This is a genomic window from Bacillus sp. B1(2022), assembly GCF_040259625.1.
GTDB classification, from domain to species: domain Bacteria; phylum Bacillota; class Bacilli; order Bacillales; family Bacillaceae; genus Bacillus; species Bacillus velezensis.
Window position 1 is genome coordinate 1 of record NZ_JANIFO010000006.1, and the last position, 26,844, is coordinate 26,844.

Consider the following 26,844-nt stretch of genomic DNA (forward strand, 5'->3'; position numbering starts at 1 on the left):
TAGAAGCGGGGCTTTCTTTTCGGCTGATTAAAGTCCGATAGACATGTACTTGGTTTCCAGGTACGGCTCAATGCCTTCCGTACCGCCTTCACGGCCGATGCCGCTTTCTTTCATTCCTCCGAACGGCGCTTGAACCGCGGACGGACCGCCGTCATTCCAGCCGATGATGCCGTATTCAAGCTGTTCAGAAATATAGATGCCGCGGCGGTAGTTTTCTGTGAAGAAATAAGCCGCAAGCCCGAACGGCGTATCGTTCGCAAGCTTGATCGCTTCATCAATATCTGAGAACGTAACGATCGGCGCAACCGGGCCGAATGTTTCTTCATGCATGATGTTCATGGATGTATCTACATTTGACAGCACGGTCGGTGTCACGAAATAGCAGCCTTTTTCATCGTTTTGGTCATACGTTCCGCCCGTCAGCACTTTTGCGCCTTTTTCCACGGCGTCATTAATTTGGCCGACGATTTTATCGAAGCCTTTTTTGTTGATGACAGGGCCGACGTTTACGCCTTTTTCAAGACCGTTTCCGACTTTGAGTTTCGCAGCTTCTTCACTCAGTTTTTTCGCAAACTCGTCTTTTACGGATTCGTGTACGATCAGCCGGTTCGCACAGACGCAGGTTTGGCCGGCATTTCTGAATTTAGAGGCCATTGTTTGAGCTACCGCCAGATCAAGATCAGCGTCTTCATCCACGATCAGCGGCGCATGTCCGCCAAGCTCCATTGACATATGTTTTACGGTGTCGGCGCTGTTTTTCATCAGGATTTTGCCGACAGGCGTTGAGCCGGTAAAGGTAATTTTGCGAATTTTCGGGCTGCTGGTGAAGACGTTTCCGATTTCGGCTCCGTCACCGATCACCACTTGCAGCACGTCCTTCGGAATTCCCGCTTCATATGCGAGACGCGCAAGGGCGTAAGCGGAAAGCGGCGTATCCTCCGCCGGTTTGATGATGAACGTACAGCCTGCCGCCAAAGCGGGCGCGGCTTTTCTTGTAATCATCGCATTCGGGAAATTCCACGGCGTGATCGCGGCTACCGGGCCGACCGCCTGACGGGTGACGACAATCCGTTTGCCCGTTGTCGGCGCAGGTACTGTTCTGCCGTAAATCCGTTTTGCTTCTTCGGCGAACCATTCAATATAGCCGGCGCCGTATAAAACTTCTCCGACCGCTTCTTCGTACGGTTTGCCGTTTTCTTTCGTAATTAATTCCGCAAGTTCTTCTTTATTTTCAACAATCAGCTCATACCATTTTCGCAAAAGTGAGGCACGTTCTCCCGCTGATGTTTTGGACCATGATTGAAACGCTTGATGTGAACGTTCAATCGCTTTTTCAACATCTTCGGCCGTCTGCTGGGGGATGCTTTCGATCGCCTCTCCCGTTGCCGGGTTGTACACTGTTAATTGTTCTGGCATATTGAACATTCCTTTCTCTGCTATAGTAAAGCCATTGAATGCTAGTTGATGTATCTCACACTTTCATGATAGCAGACACATCCGCCGGCATTCCAATAATTGAACTCACAGAGCTGCTTCGATAATGGAAAGGCCTTCTTTGAGCTGCTCATCCGTCACGACAAGCGGCGTCAGGAATCTGATAATGTTGCCGTTAATGCCGGCCGTCAGCAGCAGCAGTCCGTTCTCGTTCGCCGTTTTGGCGATCGCCGCGGCTTTTGCTTTGTCCGGTTCCCGCGTGTCCGGATCTTTGACAATTTCGATGGCCGCCATCGCGCCGAGTCTGCGCACTTCTCCGATACAGGCATGCTCTTTTTTCCACTCGAGCGCTTGATGCTCGATGATCCGGCCGATCTCCTCGGAACGCTGATTCAGCCCTTCTTCTTCAATAATATCCAAGACCGCAAGCGCAGCCGCACAGCCGAGCGGGCTTCCCGCATATGTGCCCCCGAGTTCCCCCGGCGCGGCGGCATCAAGCATTTCCGCCCGGCCGATGACGCCGCTGAGCGGCAATCCGGCCGCAAGTGATTTGGAAACGGTGATCAAATCAGGAACGGCTCCGAAATGTTCAATCGCAAAATACGTTCCCGTTCTGGCAAAACCGGTCTGAATCTCATCCGCCACAAAAACGATGCCGTGTTTTTGACAAAAAGCGGCGACGTGCTGGACGAAACGTTTTGACGGAATGATGAAGCCGCCTTCTCCCTGAACCGGCTCCATGACGACACAGGCGACGGTTTCCGGTGCAACTGCGGCGATAAAGAAATCCTCAAAAGCGCTGATGATAAAGTCGTCATACTGCTCGTCGCTCATGCCGGCCGGCTTTTGATAATAGTAAGGAAACGGCGCCTGATACACCTCTGAGGCAAACGGGCCGAAACCGAATTTATAAGGCTTCACCTTGCTCGTCATGCTCATCGTCATGTTCGTGCGGCCGTGGAACCCTCTTGTAAATGACACGACAGCCTGGCGCTTCGTGTATTTTCTGGCGATTTTCACGGCGTTTTCCACCGCTTCCGCCCCCGAATTGAGAAAAATCGCTTTTTTCGCATGATCTCCCGGCGCAAGGGCGCAAAGTTTTTCGGCCAGCTCAATATAAGACGGATACATCATGACGTTAAATCCCGGGTGAATCAGATCCTCCGCCTGTTTCTTCACGGCCTCCACCACTTTCGGATGGGAATGGCCGACATTCAGCGTTCCGATCGCTCCGGCAAAATCAATGAATCGTCTGCCGTCCAAATCGTACAAAAGCGCCCCTTCCCCTTTTACCGCCATGCTGCGGTTTCCGTTGCCGACCCCCTTGGAAACGAATTGATCCCGTTTTTGCTGCCACTGGGCAGTTGTCACTTCCGATGATGCTGTTCGACTCATAGATTCCATCCCCCTGCATTGTTTTCTTATCATTCTGACTTCTTTTTGGTATGATGAAAAGTACCAAAATCAATTTATCCATGGTATCAGAAAGGGGCATGGTCTGGATGCTGACGATTTCCATTGATCATTCGGAAACGGCGGATTATATCTATCAGCAGATCTATCAGCACATAAAAGCGGCCGTTTTGAAGCGCAGTCTGATGCCTCATACAAAGGTGCCGTCTAAACGGGAGCTTGCCGAGACGCTGAAGGTCAGCGTAAATTCAGTGAATTCAGCTTATCAGCAGCTGCTTTCGGAAGGTTATTTATATGCAGTCGAAAGAAAAGGTTTTTTCGTGGAGGAAATTGATACGGTTTATCATGAAGAAACGCCTTCGCTCTCATTGCCTGATAATTTGAAAGAGCGGGAGACGGATAAAAGCGGCTGGATTTCGTTTTCTCATATGAGCGTGGATACGGCGCATTTCCCCCTGAAAAGCTGGTTCCGCTGTGAGCAGAAAGCAGCCGCCCGTTCATTTCATACACTCGGAGAACTCGTCCATCCGCAAGGTTTATATGAAGTCCGTGAAACAATTTCGCGGCTTATTTCCCTGACAAGGGGCGTTACATGCCGCCCGGAACAAATCGTGCTCGGAGCGGGCACGCAATTGCTGGTGCAGCTGCTGACGGAACTGCTGCCAAAAGACGCGCTCTACGCCATGGAGAACCCGGGATATATGAGGATGTACCGGCTGCTGCAAAACCTCGGGAAAAAGACGGCGACGATCAGCCTTGATGAAAAAGGCATGTCCATGAACGAAATCGAAAAACGCCGGCCCTCTGTATTGATCACCACGCCTTCCCATCAATTCCCCTCAGGCGTGATCATGCCGGCTTCCCGGCGGATTCAGCTTTTAAACTGGGCCGCCGAACAGAACGGCCGCTTCATCATTGAAGATGATTATGACAGTGAATTTAAATATGACGCCGATACGATACCGGCGCTTCAAAGCCTTGACCGGTTTCAAAATGTCATCTACATGGGGACCTTTTCAAAATCCCTTTTCCCAGGTCTGCGCATCAGCTATATGGTTCTGCCGCCCGGGCTTTTGCGGACTTTCAAAGAGAGAACGTATGACCTGCATACGTGCAGCACGCTTGCCCAGCTCGCGCTGAAAGAATTTATCGAATCAGGTGAATATCAGAAACATATTAAAAAGATGAAGCAGCATTATAAGAACATGCGGGAACGCCTCATTTCGGCTTTGGAAGAAACATTCGGTGAAAGAATCAGTGTAAAGGGCGCCAATGCGGGGCTTCATTTTGTCACTGAGTTTGACTGCGCCCGTTCAGAAAAAGAGATATTGGCACGGGCGGATGCGGAACAGCTCGATCTGTTTGCGATGAGCCGGTTCCGTCTGAGAGCGGGAGGCGATTCAAACAAACCGCAGCTCATTCTGGGGTTCGCCCGCCTGAAGGAGAGCGATATTCAAGAAGGCGTCTACAGGCTTTACCGGGCGGTTTTCGGCGCATAAAAAAACCCCCGGAATTCGGGGACTTATTTACCAGCGGTCCGGCTCTGTCTGCAAAATCGCCTCCAGCAGGCCGGGAAACGCCGCTTGTAAATCATCTTTGCGCAGGGAATAATAGCGGTGCTTCCCGTCTATGCGCACCTGGGCGATCCCCGCTTCCCGCAGCACTTTGAAGTGATGGGACAGCGTTGATTTAGCGACCCGGACATCAGCGCAGGTTCCGCACGTTTTTTCTGTTGTTTCCGCCAATTGTTTGACCAGCTCTAAGCGGAGCGGATCACTCAGAGCATGAAGAACCTTTGTCAGCTGTAAGCGTTCGGTTTCAGGATGGTTTGGAATGTTCATGAGTCAAATGTAACACAGATCATCGGCGGGTGACAATTTAGGCGGTGAGGGTTTTTCCTTTACCATTCGCAACGAAACATGTTACAGTTAGTTCGATAATATTCGAACTATAACAAATTAACCCAATCAGGAGGAATAACCATGATCGTCTTACAGGCTTACATGAAAGTAAAAGCGGATAAACGCGAGGAATTTTTAGGAGAAGCGCAATCACTTGTTCAGCATTCACGCGCAGAAGAAGGAAATGTGCAATACGACCTTTTCGAAAAAGTCGGTGAGGAAAATACATTCGTCATGCTTGAACAATGGAAAGATGAAGAAGCGATGAAATTCCACAACGCAACTGACCATTTCCAAGGATTCGTGGCAAAAGCAAAAGAAGTGCTGAGTGCGCCGCTTGACGTCGTCCGCACAGAACTGTCAGAGTAACGAAAGGATGAATGACATGAACGAAGTCCTTCAATTATTAACAGACCACCGTTCCATCCGCAGCTACACAGATGAACCCGTATCGGATGAACAGCTGGACCTTATCATCCAAGCCGCTCAGGCAGCGCCCACTTCCATTAACGGCCAGCAATTTACCGTTATTGCGGTGAAAGATAAGGAGCGGAAGAAAAAAATATCCGAATTGGCTGGCGGCCAGCCGTGGATTGACCAAGCGCCGGTTTTCCTTTTATTCTGCGCTGATTTTAACCGCGCCAAAATTGCGCTTGAAGAGTATAATGATACACCGCTTGAGATCACGAACGGTTTAGAGTCCGTCTTAGTCGGAGCCGTAGATGTCGGGATTGCGCTGGGTACGGCAACGGCTGCGGCTGAATCAATGGGACTCGGCACTGTGCCGATCGGCGCCGTGCGCGGCAAGCCGGACGAACTCATTGAATTGCTGAAACTCCCGAAATACGTTTTCCCGGTTTCCGGTCTCGTCATCGGCCATCCGGCAGACCGCTCCGCGAAAAAACCTCGTCTGCCGCAAGCAGCCGTTCTGCATCATGAAACGTATCAAGAAGAAGATTTAAGAACACATATCGAGGCCTATGACAAGCAGATGTCCGAATACATGAAAAAACGCACCGACGGACAGGAAACGAGAAACTGGTCACAAGGCATCACCTCCTACTATAAGCAGCTTTATTATCCTCACATTCGTGAAATGCTTGAAAAACAAGGGTTTAAGACGGATAAATAAGCGGATCAGCCTGCCGGAACACTCCGGCAGGTTTTTTCTGTTTCTCAAACAAAAGCGTTGACACTGTGTAAAAATTTTTGTTAATATTTTCATCATATACTCATTGGTTTTCTGTGAACCGATGGGTTTTCTATTGTGACGAAAGAAGGAATCTGGGCTTATGAATGATAAGAAAACGGATATTCTGCTGGCGGCAAGGAAGCTTTTTTCCGGGAAAAGCTTTTCGTCGGTTTCGATGCAGGCGATCGCAGAGGAGTGCAAAGTCTCCAAAGCGTCTTTATATAAGCTGTTTGAATCAAAGGAAGACCTGCTGTTGGAGCTGCTCGACTTTAACCAGAAACAGATGGTAGCCGCCGCTTCATTATTGAATGAAGAAACAAGCCTCTCCCCTGAGGAACGGTTTGCCAAAAAACTGATGGCTGAGCTTGAAGGCTTCAGGCGCAATCAGCAGTTTTTTAATATGCTGATGTACGGAAGCCCCTCTTCCATTAATGAGCGGGTAAAACGGCATATTCACAGGGCCCGCTCCACCTTTATCTGCTGGCATCGCGATTCACTGATTCAGACGTACGGCGAAGACATTATTCCTTATGTATGGGAGCTGGTGATCGTCCTGCAGGGGCTCCTGAGAGAATGCATCACGCTGATTAAGCTGGAAAAAGAACCGCTCGCCCTGGAGCCGCTCACGGAGTTTATCATCCGCCACCTCAATCTCATCGTCGAAAACAGGACAACCGAAACCGCTTTGCCTCAGGAGATGATTGACCTTTATATCGCCTCCGCTACCTCATTTGAGCCGAAAGACAAAACCGTATTGCTGGCTGAAAGCCTGAAGGAACTGAAAGAAGCCGTCTCAGCCCTTCCGGAGGAAAAATATGACGCCGCAGGACTCGCTTCCGCGGCGGCTATGCTGGAGAAAGAATCAGCGGACAAACAGCCGCGGGATTTTCTCATCAAAGCGCTCATCGGTTATTTGGAGCAGGCCGGACCGCTGCACCAGCCGCTTGCAGCCGTTAAAACATTGCTCAAACTATAAAGAAAGAAGGAATCAGCTTGAATAAGAGTATTAAAACTGCACCATACAACCGCTCTGTCATTGTCGGGATTCTTTTGGCGGGAGCGTTCGTCGCCATTTTGAACCAGACACTGCTTATCACGGCGCTGCCGCACATTATGAATGACTTCAATATAGACGCCAACAAAGCGCAATGGCTGACAACATCGTTTATGCTGACGAACGGGATTTTGATTCCGATTACCGCGTTTTTAATAGAGAAATTCACAAGCCGCACCCTCTTGATTTCCGCCATGAGTATTTTCACGGCGGGCACCATTGTCGGCGCATTCGCACCGAACTTTCCGGTGCTCTTGACGGCCCGGATTATCCAGGCGGCCGGTGCCGGAATTATGCTGCCGCTCATGCAGACGGTATTTCTCACGATTTTCCCGATGGAAAAGCGCGGCCGCGCCATGGGTATGGTCGGCTTAGTTATTTCGTTCGCGCCGGCGATCGGCCCGACGCTTTCCGGATGGGCGGTCGAAGCATTCTCTTGGCGGTCTTTGTTTTATATCATCTTCCCGATCGCAGTCATCGATTTGCTTTTAGCGATTATTCTGATGAAAAACGTCACGACATTACGAGAAACACAGATTGATATTTTATCCGTGGTCTTATCGACCCTCGGATTCGGCGGTCTGCTTTACGGCTTCTCAAGCGCCGGTTCATCAGGGTGGACCAGTGCTGAAGTGCTGACTTCGCTGCTTGTCGGAGCGGTCGCGCTGATTTTCTTTATCGCAAGACAGATGAAGCTCAAAAAACCGATGCTGGAATTCCGCGTGTTTTCTTTCGGGATTTTCAGCCTGACCACCCTGCTCGGAACGCTTGTTTTCGCGCTGCTGATCGGAACGGAAACCATTCTCCCGCTTTACACGCAAAAAGTCCGGGGCGTAACCGCGTTTGATACCGGATTAATGCTTTTGCCGGGCGCGATTGTGATGGGGATGATGTCTCCGTTTATCGGCCGGGTGTTTGACAAAATCGGCGGAAAGGGCCTTGCGATGACCGGATTCTTCATCATCCTGCTCACGTCCCTGCCGTTTATGAATCTGACGGACTCGACGTCTCTCATTTGGATTGTCGTCGTTTATACCGCGCGGCTTTTGGGAACAGCCATGATTATGATGCCGGTGACGACAGCGGGTATCAACGCCCTGCCGCGCCACTTAATTCCGCACGGCACAGCCATGAACAATACCGTCCGCCAAGTCGGCGGTTCTATCGGTACGGCGCTGCTAGTTTCCGTGATGAGCAGCCAGGCCGCGCACGCAAATGCGACAACTCCGGCAAACGCCGCCCTGCACGGCATGAATGCGGCATTTGTCGTAGCCGCCTGCATCGCGCTGGCCGGCTTCCTCCTATCTTTTATATTGAAGAAAAAAACGCGTCAGCCCGAGCAGCAGCAGGCCGTTACGCGGTAAACCAAAAAGAACCCGATCACGTATGTGACCGGGTTCTTTTTTTACTTCTCGATTCCGTCTTTAACTTCTTTCACCATTTGTGCCATGGATTCCAGGCCGCCTCCTGATAAATACCATGTAGCTGAATCAAGGTAGACAACATGGTTGTTTTTCACGGCTTTCACCGATTTTACATAATCATTTTCAACCACTTGTTTTGTTGAAGATTTTGTGCCGATCGCTGTTCCGCGGTCAACGACAAACATGTAATCAGGGTTTGTTTTGGCGATATATTCATAGGAAATGCTTTGTCCGTGCAATGAGGCTTCGATGTTTTTGTCAGCCGGTTTGACGCCGAACACATCATGAATGAAGCCGTATCTTGATTTAGATCCGAACGCGCTGATTTTGCCGTCGTTCGCCATCACCACTAACCCGTTTTTATCCGTGCTGCTTGTCTTTTTCTTCAGATCCGCAATGGATTTGTCAATTATCGCAAGCTTATCTTTCACTTCATTTTCTTTGTTAAAGATTTTGCCGATCACTTCGGTGTTGTGCTTGAATCTGTCAACGTAGTTTGTATAGTCATCATCAAGATAAATCGTCGGAGCGATTTTTGAGAACTCTTTAAAAGAATCAGATTGTCTGTGGGCGATAATGATTAAATCCGGATCAATATCCGCGACTTTTTCAAAATCCGGTTCTTTTAAACCGCCTGTATTGGCGTATTTATCACTTTTATATGAAGATAAGTATTTTGGAAGGTTTTGTTTCGGAAGTCCCGCCACATGATCCTGTAAACCGAGTTCATCCATCGTGTCCAGCATTCCGAAGTTGAATACGACGACTTTTTTCGGATTCTTCGGCACTTTGACGCCTTCTTTGTTCAGGTCATCTTTGATTGTGATTGTTTCTTTTGATTTGCCTGATGTTTTGTCCCCGTTTCCGCATGCAGAAACAACAAAAATCGTAACGAGCGCAATGAATAGCAGCGCGAATTTTTTCATGACTTTCACCTCATCTGGTTTTTAAGAAAAGTACACACCGATCCGCTGACTGTCAATCTCTTGAATCGGGATGGTCATATCATAAATATCTTCAAGCACGGAGGTTTCAATGATCTCCTCCGCCGGCCCTTCTTTGACGATCCGGCCGTTTTTCAGTGCGACGATATGGTCTGAATATACGGATGCGAAGTTGATATCGTGAATCACTACGACGACCGTTTTTCCGAAGTCTTCCACAAGCCGCTTCAACAGCTTCATCATTTCAACGGAATGCTTCATATCTAAATTGTTCAGCGGCTCATCGAGAAAAATATAGTCCGTATCCTGAGCGATGATCATCGCGATAAACGCCCTCTGGCACTGGCCTCCGCTGAGCTGATCGAGATATTTATCCTTTAAGTCATCCAGCTTCATATAACTGAGTGCCTGGTTGATATGCACCCAATCTTCATCCGTCAGTTTCCCCTGGGAATACGGAAATCTGCCGAAGCTGACCAGGTCTTTAATCGTCAGCCTGATATTGATTTGGTTCGTCTGCTTCAGGATGCTGATTTTTTTTGCCAGATCGTTGCTTTTACAGGCACCGATCTCTTGCCCGTCGACCGTGATTTCCCCGGAATCCGTCTTAATCAGCCGGCTCATGATAGACAGCAGCGTGCTTTTTCCCGCGCCGTTCGGACCGATAAATGAGGTGAGCCTGCCCTTTTGAATGGATAGAGACGTTTTCTCAAGGACGGTTTTCCCTCCGTATTGTTTGCTTACATTTTTGACCTCTACCATGATTTATTCTCCTTTAACAGCAGATAGATAAAATAAATCCCGCCGGCAAAATTAATGATGACGCTCAGCGTCGTGGAAAACGTGAACACTTTCTCCACGACGAACTGGCCCCCGACGAGCGCGACGATGCTGATCAGGACAGAACCCGCGATTAAATACGTGTGCCTGTAGGTTTTTAAAAACTCTCTCGCCAGATTGACGACAAGCAGTCCTAAAAACATAATCGGCCCGACAAGAGCCGTAGAGACAGACACAAGAATGGCAACGACAATGAGCATCTGTTTCACAAGCTTATCGTAATCAATCCCCAGGTTGACGGCGTGCTCCCTGCCGAGCGACAGCACGTCAAAAAACCGCGTGAACCGCCAGACATAAATGCCCGTCAGAAGAAAGACAGCACCGGCAAACCCTAAAAGATCGGTATTGATATTGTTAAAACTGGCAAACATTTTGTCCTGAACAACCTGGAACTCATTCGGATCAATCAGCATCTGCATAAAGGATGACAGACTGTTGAACAGCGTCCCGAACACGACGCCGACAAGCAGAAGGAAAAACACGTTCCGCCCCTCGCCTTTAAACATGAGCTGATACAAAACGAGTGACAAGAGCACCATCAGCCCGACGGAGATGACGAAATTAAGATTTTTGTTCATCATGACGATATTCATTGAACCGAACAGGAACACGATGACGGTCTGAATGAGCATATACAGGGAATCGAGGCCTAAAATGCCCGGTGTCAGTATGCGGTTATTTGTAATCGTCTGGAAGATGACCGTTGAAAACGCGATCGCTCCTCCGGTGAGCATCATGGCAAGCACTTTGAAGCATCGTCTCGGCAGGGAGTATTCCCAATTGCCCAGTCCGTAGAACAGGAAGAATCCGATACATATCATGGCGAGCGCCGCCAGCAGCGTAATTTTTTTATTATGACTCATATGCTTTTCTCCTTAACAGCATATACAGGAAGATGCCGCTGCCGATAACACCGACCATCAGGCCGATGGAAATTTCGTACGGGAAGATGATCACCCTTCCCAAAATGTCGCAAAACAGCACAAAAACAGCGCCCAGCAGAGCGGTGTGAGGCAGGCTGCTCCTCAGGTTGTCCCCTTTGTAAATCGACACCATATTGGGAATGATCAAACCGAGAAACGGCAGCATCCCGACGGTCAGGATCACCAGTGAAGCGATGAGCGACACGATAATCAGACCGATATTAACGACGCGTTTGTATTTCAGGCCGAGATTGACGGAAAAGCTCTCTCCCATTCCCGCCACCGTAAATTTATCCGCATACACATAAGCGATGATCAAAAGCGGGATACTCAGATATAAAAGCTCATACCGGCCTTTGACGACCAGTGAGAAATCTCCCTGCAGCCAAGACGACAGGTTTTGGATCAGGTCATATTTATATGCGATAAACGTGGCGACTGAACTGACGATGTTCCCAAGCATTAAACCGACGAGAGGAATAAAAATCGCATCATTGAACTTGATTCTCTCGAGGATTTTCATGAAAAGGAAATTTCCCGCCAACGCGAAAACGAAAGCGATAGACATTTTCACAAGCGGACTCGCTGACGTAAAAAGCATTAATGAAATCAAGATTCCGAGCCTTGCCCAATCCATCGTTCCCGCAGTCGTCGGCGATACAAATTTATTCCGGCTGATCTGCTGCATGATTAATCCGCAGATGCTCAGGCTCATGCCGGCGATGATAATGCTCACCAAACGCGGCAGCCGGCTGTCAAACAATGTACCCGCCTGTTCTTTATTTAAATGAAAAATATCCAGCGGCGACAAATCTTCTACACCGATAAATATAGAAGTACACGCCAAAACCGCCAGTAGCAAAAGTAAGTAACGTAGCTTCATGCTGCCTCCCTGCACCCATCACAAACGGTATGACTGATTGCCAAACAACTCCCATATATCCCACTCGTAATGATTATCATTATCAACGACAATTATAATCTTATCATCTTTCCAAGCGCAGTCAATACAGTTTTGCTTTCAAAAGCGGTCATCCGCGGGCCGTACACTAAATTGTCTTACAATCAGTCTATCAAGAATTTGCAGGATTTTCTATAACCTACATTTGGCTGCTTATCATTTTTTGCACATGATGACACGCTTGAGGGAAACAAATCTGACAAACAGCGGCAAAATTCCTCCACGAAAATACAAATGTTCTTCTCACGTAGAAAAAATCCTTGATTTACATGTTTGAAAGAGAGATAATAAAAATTAAATTTGTGAGAAAATTTAAATATTAGGGGATGTAAATCATGAAAGTTGTAAAATTCGGAGGCAGCTCTCTTGCGTCAGGAGCCCAGCTTGAGAAAGTGTTTCAAATCGTGACGGCTGATCCCGCGCGGAAAGCCGTCGTCGTATCGGCACCGGGAAAACGCTTCTCGGACGATACAAAGGTGACGGATCTGTTAATCCGCTGTGCGGAGCATTATTTGCAAAAAGGTGCAGCGCCCGAGCTTGCCGAAACGGTCATTGAACGGTACGCCGCCATCGCGCGTGAGCTGAACCTGGATTTCTCTATTATAGAAAGAATCCGCAGTGACCTATTCGCTCTTTTAAACAGCTGTAAAACCAATCCCGAACAATATATGGATGCGGTGAAGGCGAGCGGCGAGGACAACAACGCGAAGCTGATCGCAGCCTACTTCCGACGGCAGGGCGTGAAAGCGGAATACGTAAGTCCGAAAGAAGCGGGGCTGTTTGTGACGGATGAACCCGGAAGCGCGCAGGTGCTCCCTGAGTCTTATGGTCATTTGTACCGTCTGAGAAACCGTGAAGGCTTGATCATTTTTCCGGGATTTTTCGGTTACACGAAGGAGCATGAGATTGTGACGTTTTCCCGGAGCGGTTCTGATATTACCGGCTCCATTCTCGCCAGCGGCTTAAAAGCCGACCTGTACGAAAACTTTACTGATGTGGATGCCGTCTATTCCGTCAACCCGTCAATCGTGCGGCATCCGAAAGAAATTAACGAACTGACGTATCGGGAAATGCGTGAGCTCTCCTATGCCGGATTTTCCGTTTTTCATGATGAAGCGCTGATTCCCGCATTTCGGGCCGGCATCCCCGTTCAAATTAAGAATACGAATAATCCGGATGCGAAAGGAACACGCGTCGTCAGCAGCCGTGACAATACGAACGGGCCAGTCATCGGCATCGCAAGCGACACGGGCTTTTGCAGCATTTACATAAGCAAATATTTAATGAACCGGGAAATCGGTTTCGGCCGCAAAGCCCTTCACATTTTGGAGGAAGAAGGATTGACGTATGAACACGTTCCATCCGGCATTGACGACATCACGATCATCCTTCGGCACAATCAGATGGACTCAGAACTGGAACACAGGCTCGTCACCCGTCTGAAGCAGGAACTTCAAGCAGATGAAGTCACAGTCAGGCACAATCTGGCGCTGATTATGGTCGTCGGGGAAGCGATGCGCCATAATGTCGGCACAACCGCCAGGGCATCCAAAGCACTGTCGGAAGCCGGCGTCAACATCGAGATGATCAATCAAGGGTCATCGGAAGTCAGCATGATGTTCGGAGTGAAAGAAGAACAGGAAAAACACGCGGTGCGGGCACTGTATGACGAATTTTTCGCCGGAGTCTTACTCTCATAGGACACCGCCTCTTTTTTCTCTTGTCCACTAATATCCCTTACAAAGCAGCTTCTTTTACATATTGTATGGTATAGACAATATGGAGGTGAAGCTCATGTCAGGATATTCTGGAATCAGCTCTTTCGCTTTGATCGTTGTTTTATTTATCCTGTTGGTTATTGTAGGTACTGCCTATGTTGGCGGCTTCTAAGCATCACTCCGTCTATATGAGGACGCTGCGGGTTTTGACCTGCGGCGTTTTCTTTTGTTTTCCGCCGCTGTCCGAGTCCGGCCGCGCAAAAAAAGACTGCCGGGAACATTCCCAGGCAGTCTTTTCCTTTGTTCAGGCTATTTTCTTCTCACGTCATTCCTCTTTCAGCTACATGGAAGTCAGCCTGATCTGTCTGGCCTGCACCTGTCACTGTAAAAATCGCGGCGGCTGCTAAACAAATAACAAACCATTTAGATTTCAATTTCATACAAACCCTCACTCCTTTGTATTTGTTTCCTTGCCTCTTCGACTTTCAGAAAATAGTCAGAAGAAATTTTAAAGCAATTTTGTTCATAGTAATATTTAGCTGCTTCTAGTGCTAAATCCTCTATATCGGCGTATAAATTTTTATCTTCCAGGTAACGGAAACACGCACTGATTGTTTCCTCATCCGGTTTCGCCTGATACAGAGCCTGCAGCCATTCGAATTTTACCGTGTAAACGGGATCGTCTGTTTCTTTAGCATATTCATATCCCCGCTTGTGATATTCCGACGCTTTTTCTTTTTTTCCGAGTTTAAAGTAAATGAGTGTGATTAGAAAATATGCTTGAGGAAGAGAATTGACGATTCTTTGTGATTCAAATGTATCGACCGCCCGTTCAAAGTACGGAATCGCTTCGCCGATGCGGTCCTGATTGTAGTAGCACAGTCCGAGGTTATACAGCGCCCTCCCGACAAGCTGCGCTTTTTGTTCTTTTTCGGCCATTTGCAGAGCGTGCTGAAAATGTTTGGCCGCCTGTTCAAAGCGCCTTTCATCCATTAAATTGACGCCGAATACAAAATGGCATTGAATGATCCGGACGTTATATGTGTCCTGCTCTACGTAAATTTCATAAGCGTTTTTTATATGTATCAAAGAAAAATACGTTTGTTTCATATGATAATAAGCTTCGGCCACTTTAAAATAAAACTCCGCCCGTTCCACGTGGTCCGATACGAAGGCCAGTTTTTTCTCAGCTTGTTTATAATATGTAATCGCTGAGATAAATTCTCTTTTATCAAATTCAAACATGCCTTTGAAAAAGTTGACGTAATAATCGAGAAGCCCTTTGAGGCCGGCCTGGCTGTTATCAATGTTATCAAGAATTTCCGACAGGGTCGGCTGGTCTTCTATCTTCAGTTTTTCCAGCGGCTCCAAGTAGTCCAGCATCAGCTGATGGCGAAATTCCATGAGGGAATAATAAAGCACTAAGTTCGAATCAGGCTCCATATGGTCAAGCTCTTGTTTGATCTCGGCCTTCAAGATCTCCGCATCCGGCACGCTGAATGTTCTGATGTATCGATACCACTCGTTAATTTTCTGCCCGACTGCTGAAGAAGGAATTAACCCGCTCTTCATTCCTTCACCCTCCCCATCCAAGACCTGTTTACCAGTTATTTTATCACGTTTCCGTCTCTTTCCATCCCGAAAAACACGCAAACTTTGTTTCGGCAGAGCGCAATTTTCCGAGTGGAGATAAAACAGACGGCGGCCAGACGGGACCGCCGGTTTCAAGATGATTCATGTTTCGTATTCAGCGGAAGGCGGATTGTAAAGGTCGTGCCTTTTCCTTTTTCGCTGTCAATATCTATCGTGCCCTTGTGCATTTCGACGAGCTGCCTGACGATGGAAAGGCCGAGTCCGTATTCGCCGTATGCCGTATTCGTCCGGGACACGTCCGCCTTATAAAACCGCTCCCATATATGTTCAATTTCCTCTTTGGAGATGCCGATCCCGGTGTCTTCGATTTCAATCACCGTTTCTTTATAGCCTTCATACCCGCGCAGCGTGATGTCTCCCTTTTGCGTAAATTGAATGCTGTTTTTCGTGATGTTGACGAGAATCTGGATCAGCCTGTCATAATCGGCGAATACTTTGACGCCATCCTCCACTTGAATCCGCAGCTGATTTTGTTTTTCCTCCGCCTGCTGATTGAGATGCTCTTTAATAATTTCAAACACCTCGATGAGCGGCAGACTGAGCTTGTCCAGTTTGATTTGCTGGGATCTGATTTTTTCATAATCCAGGTTTTCTTTCACGAGCCTGAGCATCCGCTTCGTTTCTTCGCTGATCAGCGAGAAGCATTTCTCTTTATCTTTTTCCGGGATGGTGTTGCTGTTAAGCCCCTCCACAAGTCCGTTAATGGTCGTCAAAGGCGTTCTCAGCTCATGGGAGACATCGGCGATAAATTGGCGCCTCCGTTTTTCAAGGCGGTCAATCTGCTCTCTCGATTGCTTCAGATTTTTGGCCATGATGTTGAAATCGGACGCCAGCATGCCGATTTCATCGCCGCCGCTGTTCTTGAGCGAAATATCGTAATCACCGGATGCCACTTTTCCGGTCGCATCCCGCAATGTCTGAATCCGCTTGACGTGAAATTTAGATAAAAGCCAGCTCAGCAGAATCGTGATGATAAGGGTGCTGATGATCGCGTAAATCATATAGCGGTTGACCTGGCTGATCATCTGCTCGACCCCTCTGACGGGAGACACGAGCAGCACCGCGCCTTTAAATTGATCGTTGATAAAAAGCGGTTTTGCGACAAGCGATACTTCCAAGCCTTCCGTATTAAAACGGTTCATCTCCGCTCTGATCTGAACGGTTTTCCCTTGCTTCAGCATGTGCCACTCTTTACTTTTCAGCTTCTCGCGCGGCGGCATATCGTCAGGAAAAAAGTAAGGGCGCTGATGTTCATCAAAAATAATAAACCTGGTCTCGCGCGTTTTTAACATGTCCTGATACGGATACAGGCGGCGCAGATCAAGATCGCGGCCGTTCAGCTCACTAGTGATCTGCTGCGCGTAAGAAGACAGCTCATCCACTTTATTTTGATACGCAAAATCTTTCACAAAGTGCGAAAACAGGGAAATGATGATGAAAAAGGCCAAAATCAAAATGCTGACATGGCTTAACAGCAGCTGATATAAGTATTTAATCCTCATCAAATTTGTATCCTACCCCCCACACCGTGTATAAAAACGGTTTTTCCTCACTGGACAGTTTTTTGCGCAGCCGTTTAATATGAACATCAACCGTACGTTCATCGCCGTAAAATTGATAGCCCCACACCTGCTCAAGCAGCTGCTCTCTCGAAAAAACCTGGCGCGGGTTTTGTGCGAGATAAAAGAGCAGATCGAATTCCTTCGGCGTCAGATTCTCGACAGGTTTTCCGTGCAGAAACACTTCCCGCGTCTTCTTATTGATTGAAAAACACGCCGTTTCGATCAAGTCGTCGCTTTTAACGGCCTGCCCCGTCGCCCGGTATCTTCTGATCACCGCTTTAATCCGCGCTACTAGTGTCAGCGGGCTGAACGGCTTGGTGACATAGTCGTCGGCTCCCATTTCAAACCCGATCACCTGATCAGACTCCGTGTCCTTTGCGGTCAGCATAATAATCGGCACACTGCTCGTCTCTCTTATTTTCCGGCAGATCGTCACTCCGTCCATTGATGGAAGCATAATGTCCAGAATGACCAAATCCCAGTCCTCTTCCGTGAAACGCTGATAGCCTTCCACTCCGTCATGGACAAATTCGGCTTCAAATCCTTCTTTAAAAAAGAACATTTCCGTCATGGTGCATACGCTTATATTGTCTTCTATCATTAATATCTTCATTGGTTCCTCCGCTTATCTTCACGCTTTTTCTTATAATAGCACCATTTTACCCGGGTGTTTTCGGGTTTCACAATTGTTAGTTTTTATTTCATCATCCGGAAATAGTTTGTTCATATTTTTTTCATACATTTCTCCTACTATATACATATCGGATGGCCGGTGCTAAAGAAGGCCGGTTTTACAAGATCTGACACCCACACGGAGGAACAGACATGAACTTTATAAAAAGAGCCTTTTGGAGCATGAAGGCAAAAAAGGGAAAAACATTTTTGCAGCTGGTTGTGTTTTCAGTGATTTGCATTTTTGTCCTGTCCGGTCTTACGATCCAGTCAGCAGCAAAGAAATCAAGCGAACTGGCAAGGCAGCAGCTCGGCGGGAGCGTCACACTCCAGGCTGACCGCCAAAAGCAAATGGCGCAGCAGCAAAAAGACGGTGAAAAGAGGACGTTTGAATCAACGCCGATTTCCGTCTCAGATGCCAAGAAGCTTACATCTTTACAGCATGTTAAAAATTACAACTTCCTCACGACAGCGTCAGCAAATGCAGAAAGCTTTGATGCGATAAAAAGCTCAGGCGAATCAGCCGATAACAGTTCCGGCGCCGGCCGTTTTCAAGGCGGCGGAAGACAGATGATTTCAGCTGATATCTCGATCGAAGGCGTGCTCTCTACGGCATTGCTTGATGATTTCACAGGCGGGAGCTCAAAAATCACTGACGGCCGCGCCATCACAAAGACAGATGCGGACGCAAAAGTCGCCGTGATTAATGAAACGCTGGCAGATCAAAACAAGCTGAAGGTCGGCGGCTCCATTACCGTTTCCTCAGCAGCGGATGATTCTGTGAAAACGAAGCTTAAAATTGTGGGAATCTATAAAACAACATCATCAGGAGACGATCAGGCACAGCATTTTTCATTCTTAAATCCTGACAATAAAATCTATACGCCTTACACCGCCGCGGAGGCGTTAAAAGGGTCTGATAACAAAAACAAAATCAGCTCAGCCGTTTATTATATGGATGATGCCAAATATATTGACTCATTCGTTGCGGCTGCGAAAAAAACATCTATAGATGATAAAACCTACGCGCTGACGACAAATGATCAGGTGTATCAGCAAATGGCCGGCCCGATTGAAAATGTCGCGTCATTTTCTAAAAACGTGGTATACCTTGTATCCATCGCGGGCGCGGTCATTCTCGGGTTGATCGTGATGATGTCGATCAGGGAACGCAAGTATGAAATGGGTGTCTTGATGGCGATCGGCGAAAAGCGCTGGAAGCTCATCGGACAATTCTTAACGGAAATTCTGGTTGTCGCCGTTATTGCCATCGGGATCGCATCCGTCACGGGCAGCCTTGTGGCGAATCAGCTCGGAAATCAGCTTCTTTCCCAGCAGGTCAGCTCAGCCAATGATTCACAGCAGCAAACAAGCGGCTGGGGCGGCGGAGAAATGCCGCGGGGAGGCGGCTTGTTCGGTCAGCATTCATCCGGCGCGGATGTCATCAGTACAATGCAGGTAAACGTCTCACTGAATGACCTTCTGATTCTTGGCGGGATTGGCGTCGCAATTGCCGTCATCGCCACATTACTGCCGTCTGTATCAGTCATGCGGCTTCACCCTAAAACGATCCTGACCAAGCAGGAGTAAGAGGAGGCAGCATAATGAGCCTATTAACCTTTCAACAGACCGGCTACTGGTACCAAGAGAAATCACAGCCGCTGTTTCAGGATATAACAATCAGCTTTGAAAAAGGGAAGTTTTATACAATTGTCGGCGCCTCCGGAACGGGGAAAACAACGTTTCTGTCTCTGGCGGGCGGCCTTGACACACCTAAAGAGGGAAGCATCCTTTATAACGGAAAAGACATCTCCAAAATCGGATTAACCAAATTCAGAAATCAATATGTCTCTATCGTCTTTCAATCTTATCATCTGATCCCGTATATGACGGCGCTCCAGAATGTCACAACGGCGATGGAGATCACCGACTCTAAGGAGAACAACAAAGATGCGTTCGCGCTCAGCATGCTGAAAAAAGTCGGCATCACCGAACAGCAGGCCCGTCAGCGGGTGCTGACATTAAGCGGCGGACAGCAGCAGCGCGTTTCAATTGCGCGGGCTTTCTGCTGTAACACGGATTTGATTTGCGCGGACGAGCCGACGGGAAATCTCGACGAGGATACGTCAAAGGAAATCGTCCGGCTCTTTCAGGATCTGGCGCATAAAGACGGCAAATGCGTCATCATGGTTACGCACGACGAACAAATTGCCAAAGTTTCGGATATCAACATCCGCTTATCAAGAGGAAGTTTCACGGTTAAAGAAAACGGCACGGCCGTTTCCTGATACCGCGCCCCTGCCAGCGCAGACAGGGGCGCACCCTATATCCCCCTATTCAATAGAAGTGAACGTAAAAAGAGCGAGGGCTGCATCCCCCCGCTCTTTTTATTTATATCAGCTGTAAATAACGGTCCATATTTGATTGTCCGGCTGCTTTGATCAATTCTTCCGCCTTTTTCTCTTCTCCCGGTAAAGCGAGCCGGAGTTTGTCTTCAATGTCTTTTTCAGAAAGACCGTTTCCCGGCGCTCCCTTCGGACAGTCGATACGTGTTTCATAAACATGACCGCTGGAAGCCGTGACCCGTACAATTGTAAAACGGCCCTTCGGAACGGCGTTGTCAGCCGGCTGAATTTGATCATCGCAGCTGCGGTGAATCCGCTCAAATCCTTTTTGAAGGGATTCCGGAATCGGCTCGGATGTGAAATGTTCAACTGAAAAATCCTTACCGTGCAAAGCCAAGGTGATCACATATTCCACGCTGAATCTTCCCGCTTCGCCTGTTTTCGGACGCCGTTCTGTCAATGCAGCGTCACCGCCCGGCGGATAAATCACGTCGATCCGTTCCGTTTGGCCGAAAGTGAGACCATGTTCGGCCTTCAGCTTGAGAATGGCGTCCGCCGCATGATGAGCCGCCGAGCAAAACGGATAAACCTTAAACCAAAGTCCCGGGCTCACAATCCGCCAAGGGTTTCCCCACCTGTTTACAAGCAGGGTTTCTGCCCGTTCAAAATCGCCGTACAGTCCAAAAAAACCTTTCTCCCCGTCGAGCGCATGAACTGAGCCGCCGAAACCGGCCTTTGCAAGCTTTACGGCGAACAATCCGGCTTGAGCGGCCAGTCCGGCGTGGAGCGGCTTCATTTCTGTCCCGAATTGCACTCTCATGCCTCCGGAGCGGGCAGCCGCAAACCCGATCGCCGTCTGCAATTGGGTTTGATTCAGATTCTCCGCGAATCCGACGGCGCATGCGGCCGCAATGGCACCTAACGTTCCTGTATTGTGCCAGCCTTTCTCGTAATGATGCCTTCCAGCTGACTCGCCGAGCCGCGCCATCACTTCAATTCCCGTCACATAAGCACCGAGAAAACGGCTTTTGTCTATCCGGCCGGCTGATGCGGCTGCAATCAAAGCCGGAAGGATGACTGCGCTCGGATGTCCTCTTACATCAGAATGAACATCGTCAAAATCAAGCGCATGTGCGATGAATCCGTTAATGAGCGCGGATTGGGACGGCGTGGTTTTTTGATTTCTGCCGATAAGCGGCGCTATCGGCACCCCGCCTTCTTCTTCGGCCAGTTTTACCAGCTTTTCAACTCCTTTATCCCGTCTCCCCGCAAAAGCTGCCGCTGTAAAATCAAGCAGTCCTTTGCGCGCTTCTTTCATCGCTTCAGCGGATGTTTCCGGCACAGACGACATGACGGCCTGAGCAAGCCCGGCCGTCAGATTTTCCGTATTCATTCCGTCTGCTCCAATACGTTGACGGCAAGCCGGGCGAAAAACTCAGCCGCTGCCGGGAGCGCTTTTTCGTCGAGTGTGAAGGCGGGATGGTGCCATTCTTCTGTTCCGTTTGTTCCCATCCAGACGAAGAAGCCGGGGATTTTTTCTTGATATAATGCGAAGTCTTCCCCGCCGGGCGACTGTTCTGCCCGAACGGTCTGAAGCCCGAGGCTTTCAGCCGTTTGTTCCGCCGCCTGTATGAAACGGGCGTCGTTCATCACTGACGGAAGGTAAGGATACCAGCGGAAATCAGCCTCTGCCCCGAATCCGGCTGCGATTCCTTCGGCAACCCGCTTCATATGTTTCGGAACAGCGTCACGCGCTTCTTTTTGAAACGTCCGGACGGTGCCTTCCATTTCAACATGGTCCGGGATGACATTCCAAGAGCTGCCGCCTTGAACTCTTGTGATGCTGACGACGGCATTATGAAGCGAGCTGATATTTCTGCTGACAACTGATTGCAGGCCGCCGATAATCTGTCCTGCCGCCTGAATCGGATCAATGCTGTTATCAGGGATTCCGGCGTGGCCGCCTTTTCCTTTAACAGTGATTTCAAAGCGGTCGACACTCGCCATCAGCGGGCCTTCTTTCAGACCGACCGTGCCGACGGGGAGGTCAGGTTTGTTATGCATGCCGAATATCGCCGATACACCGTCAAGCGCGCCGGCTTCAATGACCTGTCTTGCTCCGGCGGCGATTTCTTCCGCGGGCTGAAAAATAAACCGCACCGTTCCTTTCAGCTCATGCTTTCTCTCATTTAATAAAAAAGCCGTGCCGAGGATAGATGCCGTATGGAAATCATGGCCGCAGGCGTGCATCACGCCGCTGTTTCGCGAAGCAAACGGAAGGTTTGTATTCTCTTCGATCGGCAGTGCGTCGATGTCCGCTCTGACGGCGATGACGGGGCCGCTTTTGTCTCCTTTGATTTCAGCAATCACTCCGGTTTGAAGTTTCGGCATATCAAGAACCGTAACTCCTTCTTCCTCCAGCCAGCGGCGGATTTTATTCGTCGTTTCGTATTCCTCGCCTGACAGCTCAGGGTGTTCATGAAGGTCGCGGCGGATATTGATTAAACGTTTGTTTAATGATTCATACGTTTCATTTGCCATTTCTTCTTCTTCCCTTCTTAGACAAGTTCGGCGGGCTCTCCCACTTGCTTAATAAATTTTTTCGTCCGTTCGTTCTGCGGATTGTCAAACAGCTCTTCCGGCGTTCCCTGTTCGATGATGCGTCCGTCCGCCATAAATATGACCTTGTCGGCCACTTCACGAGCAAAAGCCATCTCATGCGTGACGATGATCATGGTTGTCTGTTTTTCGGCAATTGATTTGATGACTTGGAGCACCCCGGCTACAAGCTCAGGGTCAAGGGCCGAAGTCGGTTCATCCAGTAAAATCGCGTGGGGATCAACGGCCAAGGCGCGCGCAATCCCGATCCGCTGCTGCTGTCCGCCTGACATCGTAATCGGGTAGCTGTCCGCTTTGTGTTCTAAACCGACTTGCCGCAGCAGATCCATACCGATCTGTTCCGCTTCTTTTCTCGGTTTCTTTTGCGCGGTGATCAGCGCCTCTGTCACATTTTGCAGGGCGGTTTTGTTTTTGAACAGGTTGTAATTCTGAAACACCATCGCCGTCTGCTGGCGAAGCTTATGAACGTCTTTGCGCGAATAGGACGCTGCATTCAGCTTTGCATCACCGATTTCAATGATGCCGTCATCCGGGCGCTCCAGCAGATTCAAACAACGGAGGAGCGTTGATTTTCCCGAGCCTGACGGGCCGATGATGGCCGTGACTTCGCCGCTTTTGATCTCAAGATCGATCCCGTCAAGTACGGTAAGGTCTTTAAATGCTTTTCGAATATGTCTGACTTGTATCATCCTGAGCCTCCTCCTATGTGCGATAAGGCTTGCTGATCGCCCGTTCGAGCAGATCCTGCAGCACACTGTAAATAATCGTAAGAATCCAGTACATGACCGCGACGGCTAAATACGTCTCAAAATATTTGAGGTTGCCTGATGCATACATTTTTCCTTGGGCGAACATTTCCATCACTCCTAATGTAAAGGCGAGCGATGTTTCTTTTAACAGGCCGATAAACGTATTTCCCGTCGCGGGAAGCGCGTTTCTGACGGCTTGCGGGAAAATGATTCGTCTGTACGCCTGGGATTTTGTCATTCCGACAGACAGACAGGCTTCAAGCTGCCCCTCATCGACTGAGTTGAGCGCCGCGCGGAAGATTTCAGCCAAGTAGGCGGCATTCTTCAGGCTTAACCCGATAATCGCCGCGGTTAACGCCGTCATCTTGCTCATTCCGGGAAACAGCTGAGGCAGGCCGTAATAAATTAAGAAAAGCTGGACAAGCGTCGGCACGCCCCGGAAAAATGAAATATACACCTTTGACAGCTGGTGAAGCACAGGAACACGATTTTTTGTGATAAGCGCTAATATAAGGCCGCCGATCACGGCAAATACCATGGCCGCAACGGCCATTAGTAATGTGATCGGCAAGGCTTCGATTAACGCGGGAAAAGCTGAAAACATAAATCCCCAATCAATGCTGTTCATTCTCGATTTTCACCGCCGTTTCTTAATGCTTTGCTTCTGTTGTGATATCTTCTTTAAAGTACTTTTCAGACAGCTTTTTCAGCGTGCCGTCTTTTCGCAGGTCTTCAATGGCTTTGTTTACTTTTTTGCGGATTTTATCGTGAGCCGCATCTTTCGCAAACGGGAAAGCGACTTTTTCATAGACAATCGGGTCTCCTGCTAATTTCAGAGGCAGACCGGTCTTTTTGATCTGGGCGATCAGGACGCTGCGGCTGTTTACATAAGCGTCAACCCGTCCGTAAGCCACGTCTTTCAGCGTGCCTTCTTGTGTTTCATATGTTTTCATGTTGATTTTTTTATCCGGGTCCTTGCTCTCAAGGTTTTTCGCGTGGTTTGAGCCCAGAACGGCCGCCACTGTTTTTCCTTTTAGATCGTTGACTGATTTGATGTCTTTGTTATCGTTTTTGACGACGATTTGAGTGCCCGCATACGAATACGGTTCTGTGAAGTTATACGTTTTCTTGCGTTCGTCCGTGACAGCGACCTGGTTAGAGATGGTGTCGAGTTTGCCGGTCTGGAGCTCTCCCATCAGACCGCTGAATTCAAGCAGCTTCCAGTCCAGTTTCATGTTGATTTTTTTCGCGACGGCTTCCATGACATCCACGTCAAAGCCGGTCAGCTTGCCGTTTTCTTTATATGCGAACGGATAGCTTTGTCCCGTGGCGCCGACATGCAATACATTATCGCCGCCTTCGCTTTCTTTTCCGTTTCCGCATGCTGATAAGACCGCCAAAAGCGCGGCAGACAGCAGCAAAGCCCATGTTTTCTTCTTCATTAAAATCCCGCCTTTTCCTATTAATATGTTAATCCTGCAATTGTTTTTTTAAATAGATGGTGATGTGCCCTTTTCCTAGATCCTTTTCGCCTGCACGGACGTAGCCTTTTCGCTCGTACATGCCGATCAGCCACGGATGCTTGTCCGCTGTGCCCAGTGACACGAAAGGCGCTTTTAATGTGTCGCGGAGCACTGTATTCTCCAGCCACTCCAGCATGTCTGAGCCCGTCCCTTTTTTTCCGGTTTCAGGATCGACGGCAAACCACCAAATATGTGGAACACCGTACGGCCCGGGATTCGGCCCCCACGGCATCCGCAGAGAAATCGTCGCCAGAATCCGGCCGTCTTCCTCCAAAACGTAACAGGCGTTTTTTTGTATGTTATTCAAAACGAGTTCTTTATCCGCCGTGGCAGCGGCAAAGTTGATGCCGAGCTTGCGGATCGGTTCATACGCCCGCAGTGTCAGTGAAAGCAGCTCATCAGCGTCTGCCTCCGTTGCGAGCCGGTATTGTCTTGACATGATGAGCCCTCCTTTAGTCGGCATATCGGTTTGCCGGTTTTTCCAGTCCGAAATGTTCTCTGAGCGTCGTTCCTTCATACTCTTTTCTGAACACGCCCCGTTCTTGTAAAATCGGAATCACTTTGTCTACAAAAAGAGTGAGACCTTCAGGCAAAAGCGGCGGCATGATGTTGAAACCGTCACAAGCTTGTTTTCCGACCCATTCTTCCATCTTATCGGCAAGCTGTTCTGGCGTTCCGACAAAGATATGATGGCCTCTTGAACCCGCCACATATTTGTACAGCTCGCGGATGGTCATGTTATCGCGTTTGGCCATCTCCTGAACGAGCTTGAAGCGGCTTTTAACGGCATTCGACGCATCCGCATCCAATTCAGGCAGCGGGCCGTCAAGCGGGCAGGCGGAAAGATCGACGCCGCCCAGATAGTTTTGCAGAATGTTCAGGCCGACAGACGGAATGATGAGGTCTTGGAGCTCTTCATATTTTGCCTGCGCTTCTTCTTCGGTATCGGCGATAACGGGAAAAATTCCCGGCATGATCGCGATTTTTTCAGGATCACGGCCGAAAGAAGCCGCTTGTTCTTTAATAGATTGATAGAATTCCTGCGCGGACTCCAAATGATTTTGCGCGGTGAAAATGACCTCCGCCGTTTTGGCGGCCAGCGCTTTTCCGTCTCCTGATGATCCGGCCTGAATAATGACCGGGCGCCCTTGAGGTGTGCGGGCGACATTTAACGGCCCTCTCACGGAGAAATATGTTCCTTTATGGTTCAATTCATGCATTTTGTCTTTATCGAAAAATGCTCCTGATTCTTTGTCACGGATAAAGGCGTCTTCCTCCCACGAATCCCATAATCCTTTGACGACTTCAACGAATTCTTCCGCGCGCTGATATCTGAGATGGTGCTCAAGATGCTTTTCGCCGCTGAAATTAAGCGCGGTCGATTCAATCGAAGATGTGACGACGTTCCAGCCCGCGCGGCCGTTGGAAAGATGGTCAAGCGATGCAAATTGTCTCGCGATATGGAACGGTTCGCTGTATGTGGTAGACGCGGTCGCCGTCAGACCGATGCGGGATGTGACCTGAGCGAGCGCCGACAGAAGCGTAAACGGCTCAAAGCGCGTCAGCACATTCGGATGTGATTTGCCGTCTATTGATAAACTGTCCGCCAAGAACAGCATGTCCAATTTCCCCCGCTCCGCTGTTTTCGCCAGTTCTTTGAAATAATCCAAATTCATGCTCGCGTCCGCCGGTGCCTGAGGATGTCTCCAAGAAGCGACATGATGGCCGGTGCCCGCGAGAAACACACCGAGTTTGATTTCTTTTTTCTTTGTCATGATGGATCTCCTTCTATTCTGAAATACGGTTTCGGAACATATTAACACCACTAAACCTATATTTCCTAGTAATTTTATAAGAATAAATCAAAATGTACAATTGTCAGGCAAGTTTGTCAATGCATTAAGACAAAAATCATGA

Annotated in this window: 27 protein-coding genes; 9 read left to right on the forward strand and 18 right to left on the reverse strand. The window is 48.8% G+C overall.

All coding sequences use genetic code 11. The annotated features are described in order from the left end of the window. Positions 1 to 27 precede the first annotated feature (27 nt). Together gabD and gabT are read right to left on the reverse strand one after the other, a co-directional pair. The gene (gene gabD / locus NQS30_RS11960) at positions 28 to 1,416 is read right to left on the reverse strand and encodes a succinate-semialdehyde dehydrogenase (RefSeq protein ID WP_007410282.1); all 1,389 of its coding nucleotides are present in this window, start codon (positions 1,414 to 1,416) and stop codon (positions 28 to 30) included. Between the two features lie 105 nt (positions 1,417 to 1,521). Beyond that, positions 1,522 to 2,829, reverse strand: a complete 1,308-nt coding sequence (gene gabT, locus NQS30_RS11965) for a 4-aminobutyrate--2-oxoglutarate transaminase (RefSeq protein ID WP_023356706.1) — start codon at positions 2,827 to 2,829, stop codon at positions 1,522 to 1,524. Positions 2,830 to 2,936: 107 nt separating this feature from the next. Between gabT and gabR the strand changes: the two genes are divergently transcribed. Continuing rightward, positions 2,937 to 4,346 carry a MocR-like transcriptional regulator GabR gene (gabR, locus tag NQS30_RS11970; RefSeq protein WP_099566396.1) on the forward strand — a complete coding sequence of 470 codons (1,410 nt, stop codon included), beginning with the start codon at positions 2,937 to 2,939 and terminating at the stop codon, positions 4,344 to 4,346. A gap of 27 nt (positions 4,347 to 4,373) precedes the next feature. On the opposite strand, the gene NQS30_RS11975 is transcribed toward gabR, so the two are convergent. After that, the gene (locus tag NQS30_RS11975) at positions 4,374 to 4,688 is read right to left on the reverse strand and encodes an ArsR/SmtB family transcription factor (protein ID WP_012116810.1); all 315 of its coding nucleotides are present in this window, start codon (positions 4,686 to 4,688) and stop codon (positions 4,374 to 4,376) included. Between the two features lie 141 nt (positions 4,689 to 4,829). Between NQS30_RS11975 and NQS30_RS11980 the strand changes: the two genes are divergently transcribed. The 4 genes from NQS30_RS11980 (at position 4,830) to NQS30_RS11995 (ending at position 8,358) form a co-directional block, all read left to right on the forward strand. Beyond that, positions 4,830 to 5,117, forward strand: coding sequence for a putative quinol monooxygenase (locus NQS30_RS11980; RefSeq protein WP_003156323.1), 288 nt, complete (start codon positions 4,830 to 4,832; stop codon positions 5,115 to 5,117). A 16-nt stretch (positions 5,118 to 5,133) separates the two neighbouring features. Next, positions 5,134 to 5,880, forward strand: a complete 747-nt coding sequence (gene nfsA / locus NQS30_RS11985) for an oxygen-insensitive NADPH nitroreductase (protein ID WP_025284232.1) — start codon at positions 5,134 to 5,136, stop codon at positions 5,878 to 5,880. A 160-nt stretch (positions 5,881 to 6,040) separates the two neighbouring features. After that, positions 6,041 to 6,916 carry a TetR/AcrR family transcriptional regulator gene (locus NQS30_RS11990; RefSeq protein ID WP_218791489.1) on the forward strand — a complete coding sequence of 292 codons (876 nt, stop codon included), beginning with the start codon at positions 6,041 to 6,043 and terminating at the stop codon, positions 6,914 to 6,916. A 17-nt stretch (positions 6,917 to 6,933) separates the two neighbouring features. Then, entirely contained in the window at positions 6,934 to 8,358 is a 1,425-nt protein-coding gene (locus tag NQS30_RS11995; RefSeq protein WP_218791488.1) for an MDR family MFS transporter, read from the forward strand. 41 nt (positions 8,359 to 8,399) lie between these two features. Here the strand turns inward: NQS30_RS11995 and NQS30_RS12000 are convergent, their stop codons facing one another. From NQS30_RS12000 to NQS30_RS12015, 4 genes are read right to left on the reverse strand one after another with little or no spacing between them, the layout of a single operon-like run. Then, positions 8,400 to 9,344, reverse strand: coding sequence for a siderophore ABC transporter substrate-binding protein (locus tag NQS30_RS12000; RefSeq protein WP_218791487.1), 945 nt, complete (start codon positions 9,342 to 9,344; stop codon positions 8,400 to 8,402). A gap of 21 nt (positions 9,345 to 9,365) precedes the next feature. Continuing rightward, positions 9,366 to 10,124, reverse strand: coding sequence for an iron ABC transporter ATP-binding protein (locus NQS30_RS12005; protein WP_003156330.1), 759 nt, complete (start codon positions 10,122 to 10,124; stop codon positions 9,366 to 9,368). Continuing rightward, on the reverse strand, positions 10,118 to 11,065 hold the full coding sequence (locus tag NQS30_RS12010) for an iron chelate uptake ABC transporter family permease subunit (protein WP_007410274.1): 948 nt from the start codon (positions 11,063 to 11,065) through the stop codon (positions 10,118 to 10,120). Before NQS30_RS12010 ends, NQS30_RS12005 begins: the two co-directional genes overlap by 7 nt. After that, positions 11,055 to 12,008 carry an ABC transporter permease gene (locus tag NQS30_RS12015; protein WP_012116802.1) on the reverse strand — a complete coding sequence of 318 codons (954 nt, stop codon included), beginning with the start codon at positions 12,006 to 12,008 and terminating at the stop codon, positions 11,055 to 11,057. Before NQS30_RS12015 ends, NQS30_RS12010 begins: the two co-directional genes overlap by 11 nt. A gap of 413 nt (positions 12,009 to 12,421) precedes the next feature. Here NQS30_RS12015 and NQS30_RS12020 point away from each other — a divergent pair, with 413 nt between their 5' ends. Together NQS30_RS12020 and NQS30_RS12025 are read left to right on the forward strand one after the other, a co-directional pair. Next, on the forward strand, positions 12,422 to 13,786 hold the full coding sequence (locus NQS30_RS12020; RefSeq protein ID WP_052827044.1) for an aspartate kinase: 1,365 nt from the start codon (positions 12,422 to 12,424) through the stop codon (positions 13,784 to 13,786). A gap of 79 nt (positions 13,787 to 13,865) precedes the next feature. Then, the gene (locus NQS30_RS12025) at positions 13,866 to 13,976 is read left to right on the forward strand and encodes a YjcZ family sporulation protein (protein WP_369719092.1); all 111 of its coding nucleotides are present in this window, start codon (positions 13,866 to 13,868) and stop codon (positions 13,974 to 13,976) included. Between the two features lie 148 nt (positions 13,977 to 14,124). Here NQS30_RS12025 and phrC read toward each other — a convergent pair whose 3' ends face one another. From phrC to yclJ, 4 genes are all read right to left on the reverse strand, one after another. Further along, positions 14,125 to 14,244, reverse strand: a complete 120-nt coding sequence (phrC, locus tag NQS30_RS12030) for a phosphatase RapC inhibitor PhrC (RefSeq protein WP_033575081.1) — start codon at positions 14,242 to 14,244, stop codon at positions 14,125 to 14,127. Then, positions 14,228 to 15,376, reverse strand: coding sequence for a Rap family tetratricopeptide repeat protein (locus tag NQS30_RS12035; RefSeq protein WP_007410270.1), 1,149 nt, complete (start codon positions 15,374 to 15,376; stop codon positions 14,228 to 14,230). Before NQS30_RS12035 ends, phrC begins: the two co-directional genes overlap by 17 nt. Positions 15,377 to 15,528: 152 nt before the next feature. Next, positions 15,529 to 16,962, reverse strand: coding sequence for a two-component system sensor histidine kinase YclK (gene yclK / locus NQS30_RS12040; protein WP_162492834.1), 1,434 nt, complete (start codon positions 16,960 to 16,962; stop codon positions 15,529 to 15,531). Continuing rightward, positions 16,949 to 17,632: a two-component system response regulator YclJ gene (gene yclJ / locus NQS30_RS12045; protein ID WP_007410267.1), complete on the reverse strand. Its 684-nt coding sequence runs from the start codon at positions 17,630 to 17,632 to the stop codon at positions 16,949 to 16,951. Before yclJ ends, yclK begins: the two co-directional genes overlap by 14 nt. Positions 17,633 to 17,844: 212 nt before the next feature. Here yclJ and NQS30_RS12050 point away from each other — a divergent pair, with 212 nt between their 5' ends. Both NQS30_RS12050 and NQS30_RS12055 read left to right on the forward strand, forming a co-directional pair. Further along, a complete protein-coding gene (locus NQS30_RS12050) occupies positions 17,845 to 19,281 on the forward strand; it encodes an ABC transporter permease (protein WP_218791486.1) in 1,437 nt (478 codons plus the stop codon). A gap of 14 nt (positions 19,282 to 19,295) precedes the next feature. Continuing rightward, positions 19,296 to 19,979 carry an ABC transporter ATP-binding protein gene (locus NQS30_RS12055; protein ID WP_099566393.1) on the forward strand — a complete coding sequence of 228 codons (684 nt, stop codon included), beginning with the start codon at positions 19,296 to 19,298 and terminating at the stop codon, positions 19,977 to 19,979. 103 nt (positions 19,980 to 20,082) lie between these two features. Here the strand turns inward: NQS30_RS12055 and NQS30_RS12060 are convergent, their stop codons facing one another. The 7 genes from NQS30_RS12060 to NQS30_RS12090 are packed head-to-tail and all read right to left on the reverse strand — an operon-like array spanning position 20,083 to position 26,705. Then, a complete protein-coding gene (locus NQS30_RS12060) occupies positions 20,083 to 21,429 on the reverse strand; it encodes an MmgE/PrpD family protein (RefSeq protein WP_218791485.1) in 1,347 nt (448 codons plus the stop codon). Beyond that, a complete protein-coding gene (locus tag NQS30_RS12065) occupies positions 21,426 to 22,577 on the reverse strand; it encodes a M20 peptidase aminoacylase family protein (protein ID WP_124692595.1) in 1,152 nt (383 codons plus the stop codon). The genes NQS30_RS12060 and NQS30_RS12065 overlap by 4 nt, the downstream gene beginning before the upstream one ends. Positions 22,578 to 22,594: 17 nt before the next feature. Next, the gene (locus NQS30_RS12070; protein WP_012116792.1) at positions 22,595 to 23,344 is read right to left on the reverse strand and encodes an amino acid ABC transporter ATP-binding protein; all 750 of its coding nucleotides are present in this window, start codon (positions 23,342 to 23,344) and stop codon (positions 22,595 to 22,597) included. Between the two features lie 13 nt (positions 23,345 to 23,357). After that, entirely contained in the window at positions 23,358 to 24,032 is a 675-nt protein-coding gene (locus tag NQS30_RS12075; RefSeq protein WP_007410261.1) for an amino acid ABC transporter permease, read from the reverse strand. 22 nt (positions 24,033 to 24,054) lie between these two features. Continuing rightward, complete coding sequence (locus NQS30_RS12080; protein WP_012116791.1) at positions 24,055 to 24,846, reverse strand: amino acid ABC transporter substrate-binding protein; 792 nt, start codon at positions 24,844 to 24,846, stop codon at positions 24,055 to 24,057. A 28-nt stretch (positions 24,847 to 24,874) separates the two neighbouring features. After that, complete coding sequence (locus NQS30_RS12085; RefSeq protein ID WP_003156352.1) at positions 24,875 to 25,366, reverse strand: GNAT family N-acetyltransferase; 492 nt, start codon at positions 25,364 to 25,366, stop codon at positions 24,875 to 24,877. A gap of 13 nt (positions 25,367 to 25,379) precedes the next feature. Beyond that, positions 25,380 to 26,705, reverse strand: coding sequence for an LLM class flavin-dependent oxidoreductase (locus NQS30_RS12090; RefSeq protein WP_029326230.1), 1,326 nt, complete (start codon positions 26,703 to 26,705; stop codon positions 25,380 to 25,382). Positions 26,706 to 26,844 lie beyond the last annotated feature (139 nt).

Excerpts from the sequence above, each read along its gene's own strand:
- gabD (WP_007410282.1), bottom strand. The coding sequence starts at position 1,416 with ATGCCAGAACAATTAACAGTGTACAACCCGGCAACGGGAGAGGCGATC.
- gabT (WP_023356706.1), bottom strand. The coding sequence starts at position 2,829 with ATGAGTCGAACAGCATCATCGGAAGTGACAACTGCCCAGTGGCAGCAA.
- gabR (WP_099566396.1), top strand. The coding sequence starts at position 2,937 with ATGCTGACGATTTCCATTGATCATTCGGAAACGGCGGATTATATCTAT.
- NQS30_RS11975 (WP_012116810.1), bottom strand. The coding sequence starts at position 4,688 with ATGAACATTCCAAACCATCCTGAAACCGAACGCTTACAGCTGACAAAG.
- NQS30_RS11980 (WP_003156323.1), top strand. The coding sequence starts at position 4,830 with ATGATCGTCTTACAGGCTTACATGAAAGTAAAAGCGGATAAACGCGAG.
- nfsA (WP_025284232.1), top strand. The coding sequence starts at position 5,134 with ATGAACGAAGTCCTTCAATTATTAACAGACCACCGTTCCATCCGCAGC.
- NQS30_RS11990 (WP_218791489.1), top strand. The coding sequence starts at position 6,041 with ATGAATGATAAGAAAACGGATATTCTGCTGGCGGCAAGGAAGCTTTTT.
- NQS30_RS12000 (WP_218791487.1), bottom strand. The coding sequence starts at position 9,344 with ATGAAAAAATTCGCGCTGCTATTCATTGCGCTCGTTACGATTTTTGTT.
- NQS30_RS12005 (WP_003156330.1), bottom strand. The coding sequence starts at position 10,124 with ATGGTAGAGGTCAAAAATGTAAGCAAACAATACGGAGGGAAAACCGTC.
- NQS30_RS12010 (WP_007410274.1), bottom strand. The coding sequence starts at position 11,065 with ATGAGTCATAATAAAAAAATTACGCTGCTGGCGGCGCTCGCCATGATA.
- NQS30_RS12015 (WP_012116802.1), bottom strand. The coding sequence starts at position 12,008 with ATGAAGCTACGTTACTTACTTTTGCTACTGGCGGTTTTGGCGTGTACT.
- NQS30_RS12020 (WP_052827044.1), top strand. The coding sequence starts at position 12,422 with ATGAAAGTTGTAAAATTCGGAGGCAGCTCTCTTGCGTCAGGAGCCCAG.
- NQS30_RS12025 (WP_369719092.1), top strand. The coding sequence starts at position 13,866 with ATGGAGGTGAAGCTCATGTCAGGATATTCTGGAATCAGCTCTTTCGCT.
- phrC (WP_033575081.1), bottom strand. The coding sequence starts at position 14,244 with ATGAAATTGAAATCTAAATGGTTTGTTATTTGTTTAGCAGCCGCCGCG.
- NQS30_RS12035 (WP_007410270.1), bottom strand. The coding sequence starts at position 15,376 with ATGAAGAGCGGGTTAATTCCTTCTTCAGCAGTCGGGCAGAAAATTAAC.
- yclJ (WP_007410267.1), bottom strand. The coding sequence starts at position 17,632 with ATGAAGATATTAATGATAGAAGACAATATAAGCGTATGCACCATGACG.
- NQS30_RS12050 (WP_218791486.1), top strand. The coding sequence starts at position 17,845 with ATGAACTTTATAAAAAGAGCCTTTTGGAGCATGAAGGCAAAAAAGGGA.
- NQS30_RS12055 (WP_099566393.1), top strand. The coding sequence starts at position 19,296 with ATGAGCCTATTAACCTTTCAACAGACCGGCTACTGGTACCAAGAGAAA.
- NQS30_RS12060 (WP_218791485.1), bottom strand. The coding sequence starts at position 21,429 with ATGAATACGGAAAATCTGACGGCCGGGCTTGCTCAGGCCGTCATGTCG.
- NQS30_RS12065 (WP_124692595.1), bottom strand. The coding sequence starts at position 22,577 with ATGGCAAATGAAACGTATGAATCATTAAACAAACGTTTAATCAATATC.
- NQS30_RS12070 (WP_012116792.1), bottom strand. The coding sequence starts at position 23,344 with ATGATACAAGTCAGACATATTCGAAAAGCATTTAAAGACCTTACCGTA.
- NQS30_RS12075 (WP_007410261.1), bottom strand. The coding sequence starts at position 24,032 with ATGAACAGCATTGATTGGGGATTTATGTTTTCAGCTTTTCCCGCGTTA.
- NQS30_RS12080 (WP_012116791.1), bottom strand. The coding sequence starts at position 24,846 with ATGAAGAAGAAAACATGGGCTTTGCTGCTGTCTGCCGCGCTTTTGGCG.
- NQS30_RS12085 (WP_003156352.1), bottom strand. The coding sequence starts at position 25,366 with ATGTCAAGACAATACCGGCTCGCAACGGAGGCAGACGCTGATGAGCTG.